Source organism: Sphingobacterium sp. 1.A.5, assembly GCF_002734235.1.
Classification (GTDB): Bacteria; Bacteroidota; Bacteroidia; order Sphingobacteriales; family Sphingobacteriaceae; genus Sphingobacterium; species Sphingobacterium daejeonense.
Genome location: NZ_PEBA01000005.1, coordinates 125,973 through 145,944 on the forward strand (window position 1 = coordinate 125,973; position 19,972 = coordinate 145,944).

Here is a 19,972-nt window from a genome sequence, read left to right on the forward strand (position 1 = left end):
GAAAAGATGAAGTTGAACACTGTTTTTAAACAATCTGCAATATTAACCTTGTTGTTGGGGATGGGGATAGGAGCACAAGCTCAAAGAAGAGACACTACCGACCGCCCTGTAACTTTGGATTCATTTGATATCGTTCGTGATTATAGACCTATTCTTGCTGACGCAGTAAAAATCCGTCGTAGTCCTGATATGACTAACAAAAGAGAATACATGCCTAAGCTGAGCTATGGTAGTGTTCCTGATAAAAAATTAGATATCAATACAGGTCTGAGTGAATTGAGAATTATGGAAACACCATTCTCAAAAATATTGGACCATAAAAGTAACTATTTCAAATTTGGAGCTGGTAACTTCAACACAATCTTAGGCGAAGCTTATTTTGCTGTCGAAGATTATGAAGATATCAGATTCGGAGGATTCGCAAAACATTTAAGTCAAAAAGGTAATTTAGAAGATCAAAAATTCTCAAAACAAGAAGTCGGAGTTTTTGGACGCCGTATTTTCCCTTTATTTACACTAGATGGAGTGATTGGATATAATGGGTTTGGAACACGTTTTTATGGTATTCCTGAAAATATTGATGGAAATAGCATTAATCCTACTCGCGAAGCACAACGATTCAATGATATTTATTTCACAGGTGAGTTGACTAGCAACTATGACCCTGAAAACGAAGATGCATTGAGCTACTCTGTAAAAGCAGATGCTTACGCATACAGCGATAAATTTAGTGCTAAGGAAAACTCAATCGCCCTATCAGGATATTTAAATAAAAGATACCGTGCATTCAATGCTGGGGCAAATCTTGCATTGGATTACAATGGTATTACCGGTGTAAATAATACCGATAATGGTAAATTGAACAACTCAATTGCAAGTATTAATCCTTATATCCGTTTCAAAGGGGATAACTATAATATCACTTTAGGTGCAAACATCGTTTCAGAATTTGGAGACAACTCTAGATTTAATGTATTCCCTGAAGCAGAAATCGATTTCGCCTTGGCTCCTGAGTATTTTTACATCTTTGGTGGTGTGACCGGAGGAGTTGAAAAAGGATCATTCCGTGATTTTACTAGACTGAATCCTTACCTAGGTCCAAACTTTAATATCCAAAACACAATCGACCGTATGAATATCTATGGTGGTATTAAAGGAAATGCAGGTGCAACATTCGGTTACAAGGTGAAAGGTTTCTACAGAAAAGTTGAAAACATGGCAATGTTTGTAAACAATATGGAAACACCTTTCAGATTTGATTTAGTATATGATGGTAACGGAGATGAAGCCGTAAAACATGTCGGTATCGAAGGTGAAATTAATGTAAGATTATCACAATTGGTGAATCTTGGAGGTCGCTTAAACATCGATCAGTATACCATGGTGAACCAAGAAGAGGCTTGGCACCTTCCAAAAATGCGCTTAGCAGCGAATGCTAGATTCAATATTTCTGAGAAATTGTTTATTGATGCTGAAGCATTGTTCCATGGAAATGCATTTGCACCTCAATATAGCTATGATTCAAATGGAGTATTGATTGCAGATGCATTCAATAAAGAAACTATTGCATCGTTCTTTGATTTAAGCGCGGGTGCTGAGTATAAAGCAACAAAATATTTAGGTGTTTTTGTGAAAGCAAATAACATGCTGAACACAGAATACCAACGTTATTTATACTATCCTAAATTAGGTTTTAATATTTTAGGTGGTTTAAATTTTTCGTTTTAATCTAACAAACTTTAAATTTGCATCAGCAAACAAATAAATGGATTTAGGAAGATACATTCATCAGGTATTAAAGCATAGAAACGAAGTGTATGTGAAGGGTTTGGGAGTTTTCAAACGCATTCATACACCTTCGGTATATGATGACCGCAGAGGAGTGTATTTACCTCCTGTAAAATATCTGGAATTTGATAGCAAGTCTACTGATGGCGTTGATTTTATTGACTTTATTCAGCAGTCAACTCAATCATCTAGACAAGCCGCTGAGGCGGAAGTTCAGGAAGCAGTTTTTAATCTTCTGGAAACTATCAAGGAAAATGGTTCAGTTACCTTGAACCATGTCGGACAGCTAATCAAGCACGGTTCTTCTTTAGTATTTAAAGCAGAAGACTTAAGCGGTTTTCAGCTTCAACCTATTGAAGGTACAGCTCTGCCAGTGGTGGAAGGTCCACCTATCGAAGAGATTGTGCCGGTTGTGGAAACACCAGTAGAAGAAACAGTGCCTGTGGATGTTACCACAGAGAATTTAGAGCAAGAGACAGAAGCTGTAGCTACTGAAGAGTATTATGAAGAACCTCAAGCTCCAAATAAATCAAAATGGTATATCTGGGCGGCAGTCCTCGCAATTTTGATTATAGCTGGATTGCTCTATGTGAATCATACAAATTCAGTCAAAGAAGCAGCCTTAAGATCTGATAGCCTATTGAATGCAGGTATTGAAGAACCTGCTACAGATTCTACAGCCAATATCGGAACGCCACAGGATTCTACATTATCTACGAATCCAAATGCTCCTGATAGTGCTGCTACAGTTGCAGGCAAGAAGGTCTATAATCCTTTAATACCAGAAAATCATACCTATCAGATAGTGATAGGTACACATAACACTTTGGCACAAGCGTACGAACAAGCAGAGTCTTTCAATAAAGCAGGTGTCGAATCTGTAAGAGTGATTCCAAGTAATTTGGCGCATAACAAAAAGAAGGTGATTTGGGATTCCTATGAAACAAAAGAACAAGCAGATTCAGCATTGAGAATTGTAAGAAAACAATATGTCGCAGATGCATGGAGTCAAAAAATTAAATAAGTAAATCAATCAAACAGCAAAAAATACGTTATTAAACTATGTCGTTAGTACAAAACCCTGGAATCGTTGATACATTGAATCAAGCGGTACAACAACCAGTAGCATTAGCTACTCCTACAGATGATCTTAATCTTTTAGAACTCCTAATGAAGGGTGGATGGATTATGATTCCGATCCTATTATTATTCTTCCTAGGATTGGTTATCTTTTTCGAACGTTATATTACTATTCGTAAGGCAAGTAGATCCGAAGGTGGATTATTGGCACAGGTGAAAAGTAACGTTTTGTCTGGAAAAATTGATGCAGCAATGGCTGCATGTCGTTCCAACAATTCAGCATTGTCAAGAATGTTACAAAAAGGGTTGACACGTGTTGGTCGCCCAATTAAAGATATTGAAGGTGCTATTGAAAATCAAGGTAAACTAGAGGTTTCTAGACTTGAGAAAAACATCAATATCTTAGGTATTATCGCAGGTATTGCTCCAATGCTTGGTTTCGTTGGTACAATCTTCGGGGTAATCCAGATTTTCCGTGATGTAGAGATGGCTGGCGGTATCGATATCGGTTCCGTATCTGGTGGTCTTTACGTTAAGATGATTGCTTCTGCATCTGGTCTTACAATTGGTATCTTAGCATATATTGGATACCATATTTTGAACATGATGGTTGAGCGCTTGATTTTGCGCATCGAAACAGACGCAATCGAATTTATCGATTTATTGGATGAGCCTAGCATGTAAGCTAAGCATCCTAATCTTTAAAATAACTTAACATGAATTTACGTAATAGAAGAAATAAACCCGCTGCAGAAGTACATACAGCTGCCTTGAATGATATCATGTTTTTCTTGATGTTGTTCTTCCTGTTGGCTTCCGCAGTATCAAATCCACAAGTGGTAAAATTACTTTTACCTAAATCAAGTGCTGGAGAACAGTCAGTGGCTAAAAAGACAATGACAATCTCTATTAATAGCGATTTAGTATATCATGTGGATAAACAAGCAATGCCACTAGAAAACCTGGAATCTTATATTCAATCGAATATGGCGACTGGGGAAGAACTAACGGTTATGCTTTATGCTGACAGTACTGTGCCTATCCAAAATGTGATTTCCGTTATGGACATCGCAAACAAATTGAAGGTGAAAATGGTGTTGGCAACAGAACCTAAAAAGGATTAATAAATTAATATTAAACGTTTTAGGCTTTCGTAGGTCGAAATAGAAGAGATAAGGAAAAATGTACTACAATCAATTTCAAGAAGAAAATAATTTACCTAAGGCATTAGGGATTTCAACATTGGTAATGGCTGCGTTAGGAGTCATTGGCTTCTTTATTGTATTTGGTCAAAATCTTCCAGAATATGGTATGGGTGGTATCATCGTGAATTACGGTACATCACCTGAAGGTATGGGCGAAGATTACATGAGTGTGGATGAACCGTCCATGGACGAAAATGCCAACAATGTAAGACCCGATAAAATTGATCCGAATTCTACACCTATTCCTACACCTTCACAGCAAGTTGCTGATAAAGCTGTAGCTACCCAAGATGTGGAAGAAGCTCCTGTTGTTGCAAAAACTGAAAAACCTGTTAAAGCAAATGCTGAACAGTCTACAGCAGAGAAAAAAGATGCAACCCCAGCAGTGAACCCAAATGCTTTGTATAAAGGCAAAAAGAATAATGCACAAGGAACTGGTGATGGTACAGGATCAACTCCTGGAAATCAAGGTTCTAAGTTAGGGGATCCGTTGGCAAGTAACTATGGTGATGGTGGATCTGGTTTCGGGAACGCTATGTTGTCCCTGGAAAACAGAAGATTCACAGTGCCCCCTAAAATCGATGATAACGGACAACAAACCGGTATCGTGAAGATCGAGTTTACAGTGGATAAAAGTGGTAATATTACTAGAGCAAGACAAGCAAAAGGAACCACAATTGCTGACTACAGATTGATCGAAAAATGTATCCGCGCTGTACAACAAGCTCGTTTGAACGAATTGCCAAATGCCCCTCAGACCCAAACCGGTCTTATTACTTTCAGATTTAGAGTAAGATAATTCTAATTATATGAAAACATTTACAGAGGTAATCGAGTATTTATTTGCTCGATTACCTATGTTTACGCGTGATGGTGCCTCTGCAATCAATCCCGATGTAGATAAAACTCTTCTATTATGCCAAGCTCTTGGCAACCCTCAAGATAAATTCAAATCAATCCATATTGCCGGAACCAATGGCAAAGGATCAACTTCACATATGCTAGCCTCTGTCCTGGCTAAAGCTGGATACAAAACAGGTCTATACACATCACCGCATCTCGTAGATTTTAGAGAAAGAATTCGTGTAGACGGTGAAATGATTGAACAACAAACCGTAGTTGATTTCGTCAATAATCATAGGAAATTAATTGAAGAAATTCAGCCTTCCTTCTTCGAGGTAACCGTGGCTATGGCCTTTGATTACTTTGCGAAAGTAAACGTTGATATAGCTGTTATTGAAGTTGGATTGGGTGGAAGATTAGACAGCACAAATATTATTTCCCCTGAATTATGCGTCATTACAAATATTGGAATGGACCATATGAATATATTGGGAGATACCCTTGAACAAATTGCAGGAGAGAAGGCCGGGATTATAAAACCCAATACTCCAGTTGTAATTTCAGAACGACAAAATGAAATTCAACAGGTCTTTATCAAAAAAGCTAAAGAAGGAAATAGCCCATTGTTTTTTGCCGACGATTATTACGAAGTTAAGCAGGCCGAGAAAAAACAACAAGGGATAGAAATAACAGTTGAATCAAAAAAATTAAACCAAAATCAAACCTGGCATCTAGACCTAAATGGATCCTATCAGAAGAAGAACATTTTGGGTGTATTAACAGCAATCGATCAATTGAGAGATTTAGGATTTAACATTGCAAATGAATCTGTAAAATCTGGCTTAGCTGACGTCCAAGAATCAACTGGACTTAGAGGAAGATGGCAAACATTATCAACCGATCCATGGATTATCTGCGATACAGGTCATAATGAAGATGGAATAAAGGCCGTCATTCAAAACTTGACTACTTTGAATTTTAATAGTCTGCATTTTATTATTGGAGCAATGAAAGATAAAGACTTGAGTCATATCTTGCCATTATTGCCAAAACAAGCAACCTATTATTTCTCGGCACCCGCAATGCCTCGTGCTATGAAAGCTGAAGAATTAGCTGACATGGCCCATTCTTTTGAATTGAAGGGCAATGCTTACCCAACTATCGAAGAAGCTTTTAAAGCAGCTAATAAAGCTTATAAAGAAAATGATCTGATATTTATTGGAGGCAGTACCTTTGTGGTAGCTGAAATATTAACTAATCATTTTTAGTTAGCTCTCCTCTTAAACTCTGCTGTACCCAATGCGCAACATCTTCTTGGCTTTCTAATTCGCCTTGAAGGTACATAAGCTTGGTTACAGCGGTTTCGAATGTCATGTCATAGCCATTCAGCACTCCGATAGATTTAAGCCCCTGTGAGGTCTCATAACGACCCAATTCTACAGAGCCCACCTTACATTGAGAAATATCAAGGATATTCTTGCCAGATTTAATCGCATTCTCCAATAATTCTAAAAACCAAGAGTCAGTCATTGTATTACCACTTCCGAAAGTTTCCATAACAATACTTCTAACGTTTGAATTGAGAACGGCTTCAATGGTATCCTTGCTTATACCCGGGAAGAGTTTTAACACACCTACTCGGTTATCAATATGATAATGACATATAAATTCTTGACCAGCATTATTTACCAATACCTCATCATTGTATCGGATATGAATTCCAGCCTCCGCCAATACAGGGAAGTTTGGAGAACGGAATGCCTCAAATTTGTCTGAGTTATATTTAAAAGATCTGTTACCGCGAAATAACTTATTGTCAAACAAGATACAAACCTCCTGTATGATAGAGATTCCATCTCTTTTGGCAGAAGCAATCTCAAGTGCAGTCATCAGGTTCTCTCTAGCATCTGTTCTAATTTCTCCTATTGGTAATTGCGATCCAGAGAAGATTATCGGTTTTTGCAATCCCTCTAACAAGAAACTCAACATAGAAGCAGAAAAAGCCATGGTGTCTGACCCATGAAGAATTACAAAACCATCATATAATTCGTAGTTGTCTCTAATTATTTTAGCCATTTCCAACCAAATGCTGGGACGCATATTAGATGAATCAATAATGGGGTCAAATGAATGTACAGTAAGTTTATAGTTTAAACGACTTAAATCAGGTAGGTTCTTTTCAATCAATTCGAAATCAAAAGGAATAAAGGTTCCGGTTTCTGAATCTTGAACCATACCAATGGTACCGCCAGTATAAATAATAAAAATATTGTGCATCTATTAGATTTTAAATACGTTTTTAGAATTATTAGTTGTTATTTCTGCTACTTTATCTATTCCTGTTTCATGGATATCGGCAAGTTTTTGCGCAATATGAATGAGGTAGCTGCTTTCATTTTCTTTTCCTCTGAATGGAACGGGAGCCAAGTAGGGGGCATCCGTTTCAAGAACAATATGTTCAAGGTCGATTTCTTTTACAACAGCATCAAGGCCAGACTTTTTATACGTCAATACACCCCCAATGCCTAATTTAAATCCCAGTTTAATAGCTCTCTGGGCTTGTTCCAACGTACCCGTGAAACAGTGGAAGATACCAAATAGGCGCTCATCAGCATGGGCATCCAACACCTCAAAAACCTCATCAAAAGCTTCTCTACAATGAATGGAAATCGGTAACCCTAGATCCTTTGCCCAGTTGATCTGTTGTGCAAAAGCATCCTGCTGAATAGCTAATGTGCTTTTGTCCCAGTAAAGGTCAATTCCAATTTCTCCAATAGCGTAGATTGTGGATTGTTGAATCTTGCTATAGATTTGATCCAATTGATCCTGATAATTTTCTTTGACATCGCAAGGATGAAGTCCTAACATCGGGAAACAATGATTAGGATAGGATTGGACAGTTTCAAAAACCTTCTCAATAGAGTCTACATCTACATTTGGCAAGAATAATCGTGTAATTCCATTTTGGAAACAACGCTCCATCTGTTCCTTCAGAACAGGGGTGCCCGCTTGGTAGTATATATGCGTATGAGTGTCGGTTAAAGTCTGATTTTTTAAATCAATTTGCTCTGTCATGGAGCCAAAGTTAACATATTGTCAGATAATATGTTTCTATGGAATGAAAAAACGCAGTTCTCATAATGAAAACTGCGTTTTTTTATAAATTTTGTAATATAAATCCTGATTAGTTAGCAGGAGGAGTTACTGGAGTTCCTGTTGGAGCTACTACCTGTGGTGTATCACCTTTAGGACCAGCGATAATATCCAATACTTCAACGTCAAAAACCAACGGAGCATATGGAGGAATTTCATTACTTTGCTGACGTTCACCATAACCTAATGATGAAGGAATAATCAAAGTAGCTTTTCCACCTTTTTTCAATAATTGAAGTCCTTCAGTCCATCCTGGAATTACTGGAGTGTGACCAATACGAACACGCAATGGCTCATAAGGTCTCATAGGATTGAATTTGCCTTCTTTCTTAGCTAATTCCGGATCGTTCGTGTCAAATAACTTTTCGTTTGTTAATTTACCAGTATAGTTCAATACTACTGTATCTCCAACAACTGGATTAGCACCTGAACCTTCTTCTTTGATTACGTATTGTAATCCAGTAGCAGTTTTCTTAGGTTGTAGTTTGTTTGACTCCACAAATTTAGCAATCTTACCTTCTTCAGCTTTTTTCAAACCTTCCATTTGAGCTAGGTAATATTGATTAACTTGTTCAAACAATGCTGAATCTGTTAAGCTACCTTTTTTGAAAAGTTTCTTAACCTTAATAGTAAACTGAATGTATTTATCAGCAAAATCTGGCTTAGGTTGACCAGTTCTAGCTGCCATAGTATCCAAATTCAATTTGAAAGTTGCGCTATCTCCTTCACCTAACATTTTCAAGATGGTGTTGTTGTCACCTGGGTAACCACCTTGAACCAATGAATCTGGAATCACAGGAGCAATTTGAGGTAATCCAAGGTCATATGTACTTGCTAATAAAGAGTCGCGGTCTGTTTTAACAACAATATCCATAGCTAGAACATCTCCTCCAACAGCTTTTTCGCCGCCTTTATCTTCGAAGAATTTATATTCTAGGCCACCTTCACCTTTTTTGAAACTTTGGCATGATGCAAGCATAAGGCCCGCTAATGCTGTTAATACTAAAATTGATTTTTTCATTTTTTTATTTATAACGCTTATTATATTCTATGTTAAATAATTCTTGTACTCAGGAAGAATAGATTTAAACCTCGAAACTACGGTGTCTAAATCCTCAGTGGAATTACCACCAGCAGCATTTAAATGCCCTCCTCCATTGAAATATTTCCTGCAGATCTCGTTGCAAGGAATTTCTCCAATCGACCGCAAAGATAATTTAATTAATTCAGTTCTATCAACAAATAGTCCCGCTAGTCGGATACCTTTTATGGATAGTGCATAATTTACTAATCCTTCGGTATCTCCAGTTGTAACATTGAACTTTGCCAAGTCTTCCTTTGTCAAGGAAAATAAAGCAGTATTGTATTCCGGAATAACCTCTAAACAATTTAATAAACAATAGCCTAAGAACTTTAAACGGTTTTCTGTAGCACTATTGTATATATTTTCGTGGATTTCCCAATTACGGGCTCCAGCATCAATCAGGTTTGCGATGATGTGGTGAACGGCAGAAGTAGTCGAACGAAATCTAAATGATCCTGTATCAGTCATGATCCCGGCATATAAACAGGAAGCAATTTCTGGAGTTATCGAATCTTTATCTTGATAAACATCGGCTATAAAGGTATAAACCAATTGTGCTGTTGCAGCAGCACTAGAATCCCAATATTCAACCGCAGCAAAATCCTCAGGATCCAAATGATGATCTATCATCCATTTTTGTGCTTTTGCCTCACGAATGACGGGTTCTAGTATATTGGTTCGTGAAAGAGCACTGTAATCCAAACAAAAGATAATGTCTGCCTCTGCAAATAAATTATTTGATAATTCTGTCTGAGTAGGATAGTATATTAAGTCATCAAATCCCGGCATCCAATCTAAAAAGGTAGGAAAATCAGAAGATAATACCACATGAACATCATGACCCTTACCTTTTAGCCAATGGTAAAGTCCTAATGATGAACCTAATGCATCGCCATCAGGTTTATGATGAGTAGTGATGATAATCTTTTTAGGTCTGGAAAGTGCTTCTAAATATTCTTCTCCTTGTAACATACTTATTTTGTGAATGCAAACCTAATGAAAAAAAGTCTGCAAATAAAAAAATTTAAGTCTTTAAGTAAATCTTTTATAAATTTTTTTAATGTGTGAATCGATTGAATATTAAACTGTTAATGAGGAAAAGCATAGATTTTGAAATCTCTTTTTGTTGTCAACAAATAATTCCCTGAGTTATAGTTGATTTTGCCATAATAAAACAATGGTAAACCCTCCACAGGAAATCCATCCGCTAAGCTACCATTCTCTGCAAATAGATAAACAAGGTTCTCCTCATCAGCAATACCTAATTGGAACATGCTGCTGGAAATAGGGAAGAATAAAGGCTCTGCATCTATTTCTTTGGTGAAAGTATAATCAAATATCTGCCTAGGACTATCTCCTAATTCGAAAACTTGAAGGTAAGAGCCGTCAATGATTATCATTTCAGGAGAAGTAGTGCCATTTATGTTTTTGAAATAAACAGAATAACCTTTTTTCCATTGATTTTCCATAACAACCTTATTGGAACCATCAGATTTTATCTGATGTACTTTACCATCACTATCTGTGCAATAAAAAATGTATTCATTGTCTTTACTAGTAACAGCTAATGGACTAACAAAACTTACATCTCCTTCAATGTCTATTTCTTTAGTCTTGTTCCCTTGTTGGTCAAAGAAATAAACCCTTCCATAACTCGTAGCGACTACAGCTTGATGGTCAACAAACACGATGTTACCTAAAATATCCCCTTCTACTGTTGAATTATCCCAACCACTCATAGGTCCACCTTCCATATCATAAGCCATAATACGGTTCTTGGAAGGAATCAATATCACCTGTTGACCATTCCAGTCTACAACTTCAGGATTTGATGTAGGTTCTGCTGAAACACTGGTCGAAAATCCTTGCAATGTTTTGCCACTGCTGTCAAAACGATAAAGCCTGCGGCGGTCCGTTACCAGTAATAGACTACGATCCGGCAATTGCTTTACATCACCAACTATTCGCCCTGCAAACAAGGTAGACCACAACTTAGTTCCTGAAGGATGGATGGCATGCACAGTATGATCTTGTTCCTGAACAAGAATAAACTGAGAAGTGTCAGATTGTTCAAATACATAAGGACCTTTGATCAGTCGACTTCCCATACTATAGGTCCATGAAGGGGTAACCCCAAGTCTGTTCTTGCTTTTGTAAATACCATAGAACCTACTCAAAAAGTTTCCAGCATTGCCTGAAAGCTGTAAAGACCACGAATAAAAATCCTGATATCCATATTCCTCATCTTCTCTGAACTTCTTACGATAATCAGAATTTAATGTATTGTTTATAAAATTGTTTGCATTCTTAGTGTTGATAAAGAAAGTGACATTAGCCTCATTGCCTTGGATTTGCTCATAGTTTTTAAAACCTAAGCTTGCTATCAAGAAATCTTTGTTCCTCCATTTTCTCTTGTATTCTTGAATGGTTGACAATTGATTAGCCATGACTAACATATCATTGATTTTAACAAAATATGGCCTTGAAAAAGCTTTTAAGCCTTCGCCAAAGAATCGATATGGAATATTAGCGTATCGGAAACGATAAGTACTGTCACTTAAGTTTTCGGCAATATCATCAATAATTGAGTCAAGCCTACTGCTGTCCTGTATGGTAATAAAACCTATATAATCGGAGTTGCTTTGTTCTGCAACCGCGAAATCTCCAGCTAGAACGGATTGGAAGTCACTTAATAAACCTTCCTTGCTTTTGTTGATTTCTTGAGACTGTCCTTGTAGCTGTTTATAATTATCTTGTTTAGATTGCCATAATGTTAAATCCTCGAACCATGATTTAGAATCACTAAAGGAATATTCCACATACATCATGGTCGTTGAAGGAAAGTAATTGTATAGCTTTTGTGTGGTTTTGCTCTGATTGGCAAATAGTGCTATATATTCCTTGTCTTTACCTTCCGCTAAATGGCTTTCCCCAGTTAACATCAATGCATCTTGTTTAAAATTGATGTTCCAAACTGTCTCTCCCTTTAAGTTTACAAATTGTCGTAAAAAATCTCCAGGTTTATTCTGTTTAAATACTGAAATAAATGCAGGGATATTCTGTTGAGGGATATATACGGTGAAAGGAGCATTTCTGTTGTTATGTTCGTTAAAGAAAGTAACCTGATTTTCTTTTAACTTTTCAATCTTTTTATCAGTAACCTTTACCAATAACCCTTTGTTTAAACTAGAAAAGAAAATATTGTCCTGATAGGTGACATAAAACAAGGAGTCCAATGGTTTGTCATCTTTAAAAGTAGTATCCCTTTCAAGATTCGCAAATTGATAAATTCTAATTCCTGCAGTATCCTGCGTACTGACTTTATACTTCTTACTCAAGGTCAGGAAGGTTTGATCTAAAACCGCTTGATCTACCTTTTCTGAACTATGGATACTGAATAATGTACTTATCCCATCTTTTTCAGGATGAAATGACATCAATATTTCTGCACCACCAACCAAAGGGGATAATGCTTTGTTACGAAGTAAGTTTTGTTTGAGTTGCTTTAATTGATGCATAGCATGTTTGCCAAGCATCGCTTCAAAAATTTCAAAATCTTTAAAGATATTGTCGGTCGTTGCGTCATTCAAAAACGATGCAACTAAATAGGTATCCTCAGGTAAATGCTGTACTGGACCTACATATTCCTTTTGTTCCTTGTTTAAATCCCCAAAGTAAAGCACCGACGCTACAACCACCGCAATAAATAGAAGGACTGAAACAATTATTGTATTTCTCATGAACGAAAAGTATTCCTTTTGTTTGTTTTAATGTTGAATATAGACAAATTTGCAAAAATAGGAGTGCTTTTTAAGAAGTTATTTTATACATTTATAAACGAAATTTCATAAGCGATTATTTTAGCTTTTTTTTATGAACAAACAAATTATCCTAACTGCTTCTTTTTTTGGCCTGTTAGCTGTAATACTTGGTGCATTTGGTGCTCATGGTTTAGAAGGAAAAATTTCCGACAAACAATTGGAAACATGGGGAACCGCAAATCAATATCATTTTTATCACACACTTGCTCTTTTATTCCTTTCAACATTTTCAAGAGCAAAAAGTCAATCCATTAAAGTTTCCTATATCATGTTCACGATAGGGATTATTCTTTTCTCAGGATCTTTATACCTATTAAGTACCCGTAACCTCTTAGGAATCGAAAATATTTCAATCATCGGCCCAGTAACACCACTCGGTGGTGTATGTTTTATGGTAGGCTGGATCGCGTTGTTTATCGCTGCAATGAAGAATAGAGCGTAAAGGGATATGGGATTTGAGATATGAGTATTGTGATATTAAATCTCGTAATTAAGATTAAGACAGATTTTTATAAATAAAACTGGTAAAAGATTCCATCGATTATTCGATGGAATCTTTTTATTAGCGCATGATATCTCACATCTCATATCTCATATCTCACTTCCCAAATCTAAACCTTATCTTTGCCCTATGTCTCAACTGGATTTAACTGCTCCAAATCGCACTACTTATTTTGTAGAGGTCATCTTGCCTTTGGCGATTGCTAAATCTTATACATATAGAGTTCCATTTGACCTGAGTGACAAGATAGCGGTAGGTTGTAGGGTAATCGTTCAGTTTGGTAAGAACAAAATATATTCTGCTATCGTAAAGAACATTACGACCGAAGCTCCCTTACAATACGAAGCTAAATACATATTGGATGTAGTCGATAATGAACCCATTGTAAACGATATTCAATTACAGATGTGGGATTGGATAGCTGAATACTATATGTGTTACGTTGGAGATGTCATGCAAGCAGCCTTGCCTGCAGCATTAAAGATGGCTTCTGAAACCAAAATTATGGCATCGGATGACCCAAATCTTGACCGATCCATAGTATCCGACAAAGGATACATGATTTTAGAAGCATTAGACCTCGCCGGTGAATTGACCGTTAACGATGTTATCAAAATATTAGGGCAAAAAACAGTATTCCCATTATTAAGAAGTCTATTTGAACACGGTTTTATTTTAATATCTGAAGAAATAAAACAAAAATATAAACCTAAGACTAAATCTTTTCTGCGATTGGCCTCTGAATTTAACGATCCTGATGGTAGAAGAGAATTGTTGGACAGCCTCAATCGAGCACCAAAGCAACAAGATGCAGTGATAGCATTCCTACAACTGTTGAAATCGAAGAATGATATCAGCAGACAGGAGGTTATGGAAGCATCAGGAAGTGGGGCAGGGGCAATTACGGGTTTGATCGAAAAAGGTGTATTTACCGTTGAAGAGAAAGTAGTCAGTAGGTTCGAAGGGACTGATGTGTTGTTATCTCCTGATTTCAATTTCAGCCAAGCACAGCAAAATGCCTTTCAACAGATCGAAGAGTCCTTTCAAGAAAAAGATGTTGTCCTCTTACACGGAGTTACTGCTTCCGGAAAAACTCAAATTTATATCCGCCTAATTGAAGAGGTATTGAGAAAGGGCAAGAATGCCCTCTACCTCTTGCCAGAAATTGCTTTGACCGCGCAGATTACCGAGCGACTTAAACTCCATTTTGGTGATGAGTTAGGTGTATATCACTCAAAATTCAATGATAATGAACGTGCCGAAGTATGGCATAAAGTAAACAAAGGTGAATTTAAGGTGGTTATAGGAGCCAGGTCTTCCGTATTCCTACCTTTTAATGATCTTGGTCTTATCATAGTAGATGAGGAGCATGAAAATTCTTATAAACAGTATGATCCTGCTCCAAGATATCATGCACGGGATACAGCGATTTACCTTGCGCAGCAGCATCAAGCCAAAGTTTTGTTAGGTTCCGCCACACCTTCTGTTGAAAGTTATTACAATGCAAAAGCTAGGAAATACGGCCTAATTGAATTGACGGAAAGATTTGGTGAAGCTAAATTGCCAGCAATTGAAATCGTAGATATTACTGAAGCATCCAGAAAGGAAGAAATGTTCTCCTACTTCAGCGCAAAATTGCTGCAAGCCATCGACGAAACCGTTAAAAGGAAAGAACAGGTAATATTGTTTCAGAACCGTCGTGGCCATACACCATTCCTTCAATGTGGAACATGCGGGTATGTCGCAAAATGTATTAACTGCGACGTCAGCTTGACTTATCACAAATCCAGTAATTTAATGCATTGTCACTATTGCGGATTTTCAGAAGAATTGGTGCAGACCTGTCCCGCTTGTGGATTGCCAAATATGCAGAGCAAGGGTTTTGGTACTGAAAGGGTAGAAGAGGAGTTAGAAATTCAATTGCCTGAACTAAGGATCGGAAGGCTAGACTTAGATTCTACTAAAGGAAAATATGGTTTCGACAGAGTGATTTCTGCATTCGACAACCAAGAGTTTGATGTGCTAATCGGTACCCAAATGATTACAAAAGGTCTTGATTTCGGGAACGTGACGTTAATAGGAATTATCAATGCCGATGGCATGATCAATTTTCCTGATTTCAGAGCCTACGAAAGAGCATTTTCATTGTTCTCACAAGTATCAGGTAGAGCAGGACGCAGACAGAATGAAGGAAAAGTTATCATACAAACAAATACCCCAAATCATAGAATTCTCGAACAAGTAACAAATCATGATTATCAGGAGATGTTTATGTCCGAAATTACGGAAAGAAAGAACTATTTATACCCCCCTTTTTATCGCTTAATAAAGCTAGATGTCAAGCATAGTAACCAGGATTTGGTCCATGATGCTGCCAAAAGACTTGCGTCCCTTTTAAAACAGCAATTAGCCGAGAGGGTATTAGGCCCTGAACCTCCATTGGTATCAAGAGTGAGAAATAATTTCATCCAAACGATTACTTTGAAAATCGAAAGAAAGAATATCTCCATCGTAAAGGTTAAGGAATTAATCAAACAAGCATTACTACATTTTGAACTTGACAAAAAGAATAAAGGAGTACGAGTTCAGATTGATGTAGACCCGTATTAATTCTAACTAAACCTTGCCCAAATAAATGCTATTAGTGCTTTTGGAACTCCCATCGTTCGATAAAAAAGCAATATAGACATGATAGACAGCAGTTTCTGTTGGTTTAATAAAATGGATACTATGTTTGAGCTCATCGAGTAGACTCCCATTGACAACCCCAAAAACTTGATTTTCTGGATTCTCAGGATAAGCTAAAATCATGCACCTATATTTCCATAAATTTTGTTTTTCAACATGATCAATATTTAGTTGCCAATCGATGATCATCTTACCTTTACTAACGATCAAGGTATATCCAATGATGGGATTTTCAATTCCTCTGCTTATAGAAAAACCTGACCAGTCGATTTCGAAATTACTGTCTTTTTCAACAATGGCGTGCTTGAGATTATAAGACATAGCAGAATTATGACTGGTCCATTCCTTGTTAAAGTTTTTGAATCCTTGTCTGATATAGGGAAGAATCTGTGATAGCATCAATTGAAGTTTCTTGAATTTTGAATTGGCTTTTACCTGCAGCCGGGACCTTTTCAGATTTCTGACATCAGGGCGAGAACGTACATACGGAATACCTTTCCAATTACAATAAACTAAATTTCCAACCATACCTGTAAATGATTGTTCCTTTCCATTTTTTGCTGTAGCCATAAATTAAAATGCTGTTTTGATAAATATAATAAATGACTGAATCTAAAACAATTAATATTTAAATTAATTTCTTTTAAGGAAAAACATTCTATAGTTTTGTTTTAATTTATTATTAATCAATAAAAAGGGCTTTAATATTAACCCGTCCACCTAGCCCAAGCCATCAATTACCTGGAAATTTATAACCTTGAGGTCGGTATGCTCATAAACTTTGGCGCCAAAAGCTTACAATATAGACGGCTTATTAATAGGAATATAACCCATGATAGACTATGATTAGCGTACTTTCGACACCTTGTACGGTTTTCTAACAGCTTTCTTTGCTGCTTCTTTCACAATTTTCGCTTGTTTCTCGGTCACTTTATCAGGTCTATAGTCCGTTTTTGTTGGATCAAGGTCAAACAATTTCGCGTACCAAGTCAGTGCAGCAGCAAAACGGCCATAGTCAAGGTTCAAGTGGTAGCCGTCCCTAGTAAAAGTATCTCCTAACGAACTAGTTCTTGCATTTTGGATAGTGGTACCGTCAGGCACAATAAAAGCATAGTCACCAGTTTTTTCCAATCTAGAGGTCACGCTCATGATGCTATCGTACATGTTTTTCTGGCTATTGTCATAGTTTGTAAAGCCTTCGTGTTTTGAGTCTTGCTGGTATGCCCAAGTTTGATGGTACACCAATCTGGTATCAGGGTGAACATGAGCAAATACATAAGTCCACAGGTCTCCCAGTGATTGCATGATAACATTATATTTCCCTGAAAGAGGGCTAGCTTGCTGTAAGCTTACATAATCCCAGTTATCATCCGCTAATGCATCTTCGATACTAACTTGCTCGGTTGTTTTTTTGACGCCATCAAGGTTAATTTTCCTATAGCTGTATGCTTTTAAGTTGTTATGCGCATTTTTCAGGTGCAGTTCTAATGGTGCTCCACCAATGTATAGATTGCCGATAACAATTTTTTTGCCTGCTGCGGTAGAAAGTTCATATAAGTAGTTCTCCAGAGCATCTTCGGAAAAGCTATTGCCAATGGCCAATACTTTTATGATGTCGTCATCCTTGGGCGAAGTTTCCTGCGCAAGGACAAACTGAAATGGCAATAGTAAGAATAACAGGTAAATAGATAATTTCTTCATTTTATCATTCATTTTGGGTTATTGTGGAAATAGATTTTCCATCAATTCTTATACCTATAAATGTACAAAAAATAAAGGATAGGGATAATTTCTTTCTGAAAAATCAGAACCATTCTGACCTTGAATGTTTTGCATTTAAACCATAAAAATATCGTAAAATAAGGCTAATTTTGAAGAATATGGCTTATAAGTTTATTGACAATTATCGGGAGCAAGGCGCAAGGAAGCAATTAGTGAAGCACTTGGAGAAACGTGGGATCGAGGACAAGAATGTGCTGAGAGCAATTGCCAAGGTGCCACGCCATTATTTCTTCGATGAGACTTTCTGGAATCAAGCTTACCGAGATATAGCATTCCCAATCGGGGATGGTCAAACTATTTCCCAGCCATATACAGTTGCTTACCAAAGTCAATTACTGCATATCAAGAAAGGGGATAAGGTCCTCGAAATTGGTACAGGATCAGGATACCAAACCTGCATCCTCATGGAACTTGGTGCAGACGTTTACACTATAGAAAGACAAGAAAACCTCTACCATAGAACAATCCAAGTATTGCCCTATATGGGGTATAAGCCCAATTTCTTCCTAGGAGACGGTTCCAAAGGTATTCCCGAAAAAGCACCTTACGATAAAATTATCGTTACTGCAGGTGCGCCATTCGTACCAGAGAAAATGCTCAAGCAACTTCGACTAGGTGGTCTGATGGTCATCCCGGTCGGTGATGAGAAATTCCAAAAAATGGTAACCCTATTACGCGTCGGAGAAAATGACTTCGAAAGAATCGAACTCGATACCTTCAGATTTGTACCTCTAGTGGGTGATCAGGCTTGGTAGGTTTAGAGATATTAGACAATAGACATTAGACAATAGACATTAGACAATAGTGTCTTGTCCTGACATAGGTTGACATATTAATCAACTAAAAAACATGAAAGACAAGACAAATTCAAGACACGTTTCAATTCGGTACAGTTTTGGTTTTAAACAGAAGGTGGTTCGGGAGATTGAAGAAGAGGGTTTGAGCCTTTCCCAGGCTCGAAGGCGATATGGGATAAAGGGAAGCCAGACGATTCAGGCATGGCTTGAGAAATTCGGGAAGAATCATTTGTTAAACAAAACCGTACGTATTGAGATGAAAGAGGAAAAGGACAGGATAAAGGAGTTAGAGGCCGAGGTAAAGCGTATTACAAAGGTGCCGCCGTGCGGGTGTCCAGGGACCGTTTTCATAAGGAGGTGATCGCCAAAGTAATGGCGTTCAGGCAGGAACAACCCTTTATCGGCAGTAAAAAATTGTATTATCTGCTCAATGACCACCTTCGGACTTCGGGCTTCAAGCTGGGCAGGGATGGGTTCCACCGGTTACTGCGCGATCATGGTCTGTTGATCAAGCGGAAACGGAAATACGTCAGTACCACCAACAGCTACCATCGGTTCCATACCTATGGCAACTTGCTGAGAGAGCGCCCCATCTATAGGCCGGAGCAGGCGTACGTATCGGACATTACATACCTGCGGACCCGGCAGGGGTTCGTTTATCTGTTCCTGATCACGGATGCCTGTTCCAGGAAAATAGTGGGATGGGACCTGTCCAGTAGCCTTGGGATCGAAGGAGGGATAAAAGCGCTCAAAATGGCCTTGAGGAACACCAAGGATACCAAGGGGCTCATTCATCACTCGGACAGGGGGATACAGTACTGTAGCAAGGAATATACGAGACTGCTGAAGCAAAAGAAGGTTTCCATAAGCATGACAGAGGAAAACCACTGCTATGAGAACTCTTTGGCGGAACGAGTGAACGGGATCCTCAAGCAAGAGTTTATGCTGGACAGCGAATGGCCAGATGAATTGTCCGTCCGAAGATCTGTGGAACAGTGCATTAGAATATACAACACAAAGCGACCACATTGGTCACTGAAACTCAAGACACCTGAGCAGGTCCATGGAGCAGCTTAAAACGGACTAACATTGAGGTGTGGAAAGTAAAAGAAAAAAGAAGCAAAAAAGAAAAAAAGCTGTTCAAATGTGGAAAACTCCTACGGAGTTTACACACATTTGAACAGCCCAATAATAACAAAAAAGTGTCTACTTTTTTTAGGACATGACAT

Annotated in this window: 18 protein-coding genes and 1 pseudogene; 12 read left to right on the forward strand and 7 right to left on the reverse strand. The window is 37.7% G+C overall.

The genetic code is table 11. The annotated features are described in order from the left end of the window. Window positions 1–6: 6 nt before the first annotated feature. The 6 genes from CRT24_RS04505 to CRT24_RS04530 are packed head-to-tail and all read left to right on the forward strand — an operon-like array spanning window position 7 to window position 6,184. Window positions 7–1,728 carry a TonB-dependent receptor gene (locus tag CRT24_RS04505; protein WP_099370056.1) on the forward strand — a complete coding sequence of 574 codons (1,722 nt, stop codon included), beginning with the start codon at window positions 7–9 and terminating at the stop codon, window positions 1,726–1,728. A 37-nt stretch (window positions 1,729–1,765) separates the two neighbouring features. Beyond that, window positions 1,766–2,812: a hypothetical protein gene (locus CRT24_RS04510; protein WP_099370057.1), complete on the forward strand. Its 1,047-nt coding sequence runs from the start codon at window positions 1,766–1,768 to the stop codon at window positions 2,810–2,812. Between the two features lie 38 nt (window positions 2,813–2,850). Next, window positions 2,851–3,552, forward strand: a complete 702-nt coding sequence (locus CRT24_RS04515) for a MotA/TolQ/ExbB proton channel family protein (protein WP_099370058.1) — start codon at window positions 2,851–2,853, stop codon at window positions 3,550–3,552. A gap of 32 nt (window positions 3,553–3,584) precedes the next feature. Further along, window positions 3,585–3,992: a biopolymer transporter ExbD gene (locus CRT24_RS04520; RefSeq protein WP_099370059.1), complete on the forward strand. Its 408-nt coding sequence runs from the start codon at window positions 3,585–3,587 to the stop codon at window positions 3,990–3,992. Between the two features lie 58 nt (window positions 3,993–4,050). After that, window positions 4,051–4,872, forward strand: a complete 822-nt coding sequence (locus CRT24_RS04525) for an energy transducer TonB (RefSeq protein ID WP_099370060.1) — start codon at window positions 4,051–4,053, stop codon at window positions 4,870–4,872. A gap of 10 nt (window positions 4,873–4,882) precedes the next feature. Then, entirely contained in the window at window positions 4,883–6,184 is a 1,302-nt protein-coding gene (locus CRT24_RS04530; protein WP_099370061.1) for a folylpolyglutamate synthase/dihydrofolate synthase family protein, read from the forward strand. Here CRT24_RS04530 and CRT24_RS04535 read toward each other — a convergent pair. The 5 genes from CRT24_RS04535 to CRT24_RS04555 form a co-directional block, all read right to left on the reverse strand. Next, a complete protein-coding gene (locus CRT24_RS04535; protein ID WP_099370062.1) occupies window positions 6,171–7,193 on the reverse strand; it encodes an asparaginase in 1,023 nt (340 codons plus the stop codon). The genes CRT24_RS04530 and CRT24_RS04535 overlap by 14 nt on opposite strands. Before the next feature lie 3 nt (window positions 7,194–7,196). Next, a complete protein-coding gene (locus CRT24_RS04540) occupies window positions 7,197–7,991 on the reverse strand; it encodes a TatD family hydrolase (RefSeq protein ID WP_099370063.1) in 795 nt (264 codons plus the stop codon). 109 nt (window positions 7,992–8,100) lie between these two features. Next, window positions 8,101–9,090: an FKBP-type peptidyl-prolyl cis-trans isomerase gene (locus CRT24_RS04545; RefSeq protein WP_099370064.1), complete on the reverse strand. Its 990-nt coding sequence runs from the start codon at window positions 9,088–9,090 to the stop codon at window positions 8,101–8,103. Between the two features lie 27 nt (window positions 9,091–9,117). Continuing rightward, on the reverse strand, window positions 9,118–10,125 hold the full coding sequence (locus CRT24_RS04550) for a bifunctional oligoribonuclease/PAP phosphatase NrnA (protein WP_099370065.1): 1,008 nt from the start codon (window positions 10,123–10,125) through the stop codon (window positions 9,118–9,120). Between the two features lie 116 nt (window positions 10,126–10,241). Then, window positions 10,242–12,893 carry a PQQ-binding-like beta-propeller repeat protein gene (locus tag CRT24_RS04555; RefSeq protein WP_099370066.1) on the reverse strand — a complete coding sequence of 884 codons (2,652 nt, stop codon included), beginning with the start codon at window positions 12,891–12,893 and terminating at the stop codon, window positions 10,242–10,244. A 133-nt stretch (window positions 12,894–13,026) separates the two neighbouring features. Between CRT24_RS04555 and CRT24_RS04560 the strand changes: the two genes are divergently transcribed. Both CRT24_RS04560 and priA read left to right on the forward strand, forming a co-directional pair. Beyond that, window positions 13,027–13,416 (forward strand): DUF423 domain-containing protein, encoded by a 390-nt coding sequence (locus CRT24_RS04560; RefSeq protein WP_099370067.1) that lies wholly within the window; start codon window positions 13,027–13,029, stop codon window positions 13,414–13,416. A gap of 189 nt (window positions 13,417–13,605) precedes the next feature. Next, on the forward strand, window positions 13,606–16,086 hold the full coding sequence (gene priA / locus CRT24_RS04565) for a primosomal protein N' (RefSeq protein WP_099370068.1): 2,481 nt from the start codon (window positions 13,606–13,608) through the stop codon (window positions 16,084–16,086). Window positions 16,087–16,092: 6 nt separating this feature from the next. Here priA and CRT24_RS04570 read toward each other — a convergent pair whose 3' ends face one another. Beyond that, window positions 16,093–16,734, reverse strand: coding sequence for a DUF6266 family protein (locus tag CRT24_RS04570; RefSeq protein WP_099370069.1), 642 nt, complete (start codon window positions 16,732–16,734; stop codon window positions 16,093–16,095). Window positions 16,735–16,887: 153 nt separating this feature from the next. Between CRT24_RS04570 and CRT24_RS04575 the strand changes: the two are divergent. After that, window positions 16,888–17,010 (forward strand): annotated as a pseudogene (locus CRT24_RS04575) (GxxExxY protein); the annotation flags it as partial. On the opposite strand, the gene CRT24_RS04580 reads toward CRT24_RS04575, so the two are convergent. Continuing rightward, window positions 17,011–17,865, reverse strand: coding sequence for a DUF4886 domain-containing protein (locus tag CRT24_RS04580; RefSeq protein ID WP_099370075.1), 855 nt, complete (start codon window positions 17,863–17,865; stop codon window positions 17,011–17,013). A gap of 179 nt (window positions 17,866–18,044) precedes the next feature. Between CRT24_RS04580 and CRT24_RS04585 the strand changes: the two genes are divergently transcribed. The 3 genes from CRT24_RS04585 to CRT24_RS04595 all read left to right on the forward strand — a co-directional run bounded on the left by CRT24_RS04585 (window position 18,045) and on the right by CRT24_RS04595 (window position 19,820). Next, window positions 18,045–18,701: a protein-L-isoaspartate(D-aspartate) O-methyltransferase gene (locus CRT24_RS04585; RefSeq protein ID WP_099370070.1), complete on the forward strand. Its 657-nt coding sequence runs from the start codon at window positions 18,045–18,047 to the stop codon at window positions 18,699–18,701. 94 nt (window positions 18,702–18,795) lie between these two features. After that, window positions 18,796–19,104, forward strand: a complete 309-nt coding sequence (locus tag CRT24_RS04590) for a transposase (RefSeq protein WP_099370071.1) — start codon at window positions 18,796–18,798, stop codon at window positions 19,102–19,104. Beyond that, window positions 19,101–19,820: an IS3 family transposase gene (locus CRT24_RS04595; protein ID WP_257213968.1), complete on the forward strand. Its 720-nt coding sequence runs from the start codon at window positions 19,101–19,103 to the stop codon at window positions 19,818–19,820. Before CRT24_RS04590 ends, CRT24_RS04595 begins: the two co-directional genes overlap by 4 nt. Window positions 19,821–19,972 lie beyond the last annotated feature (152 nt).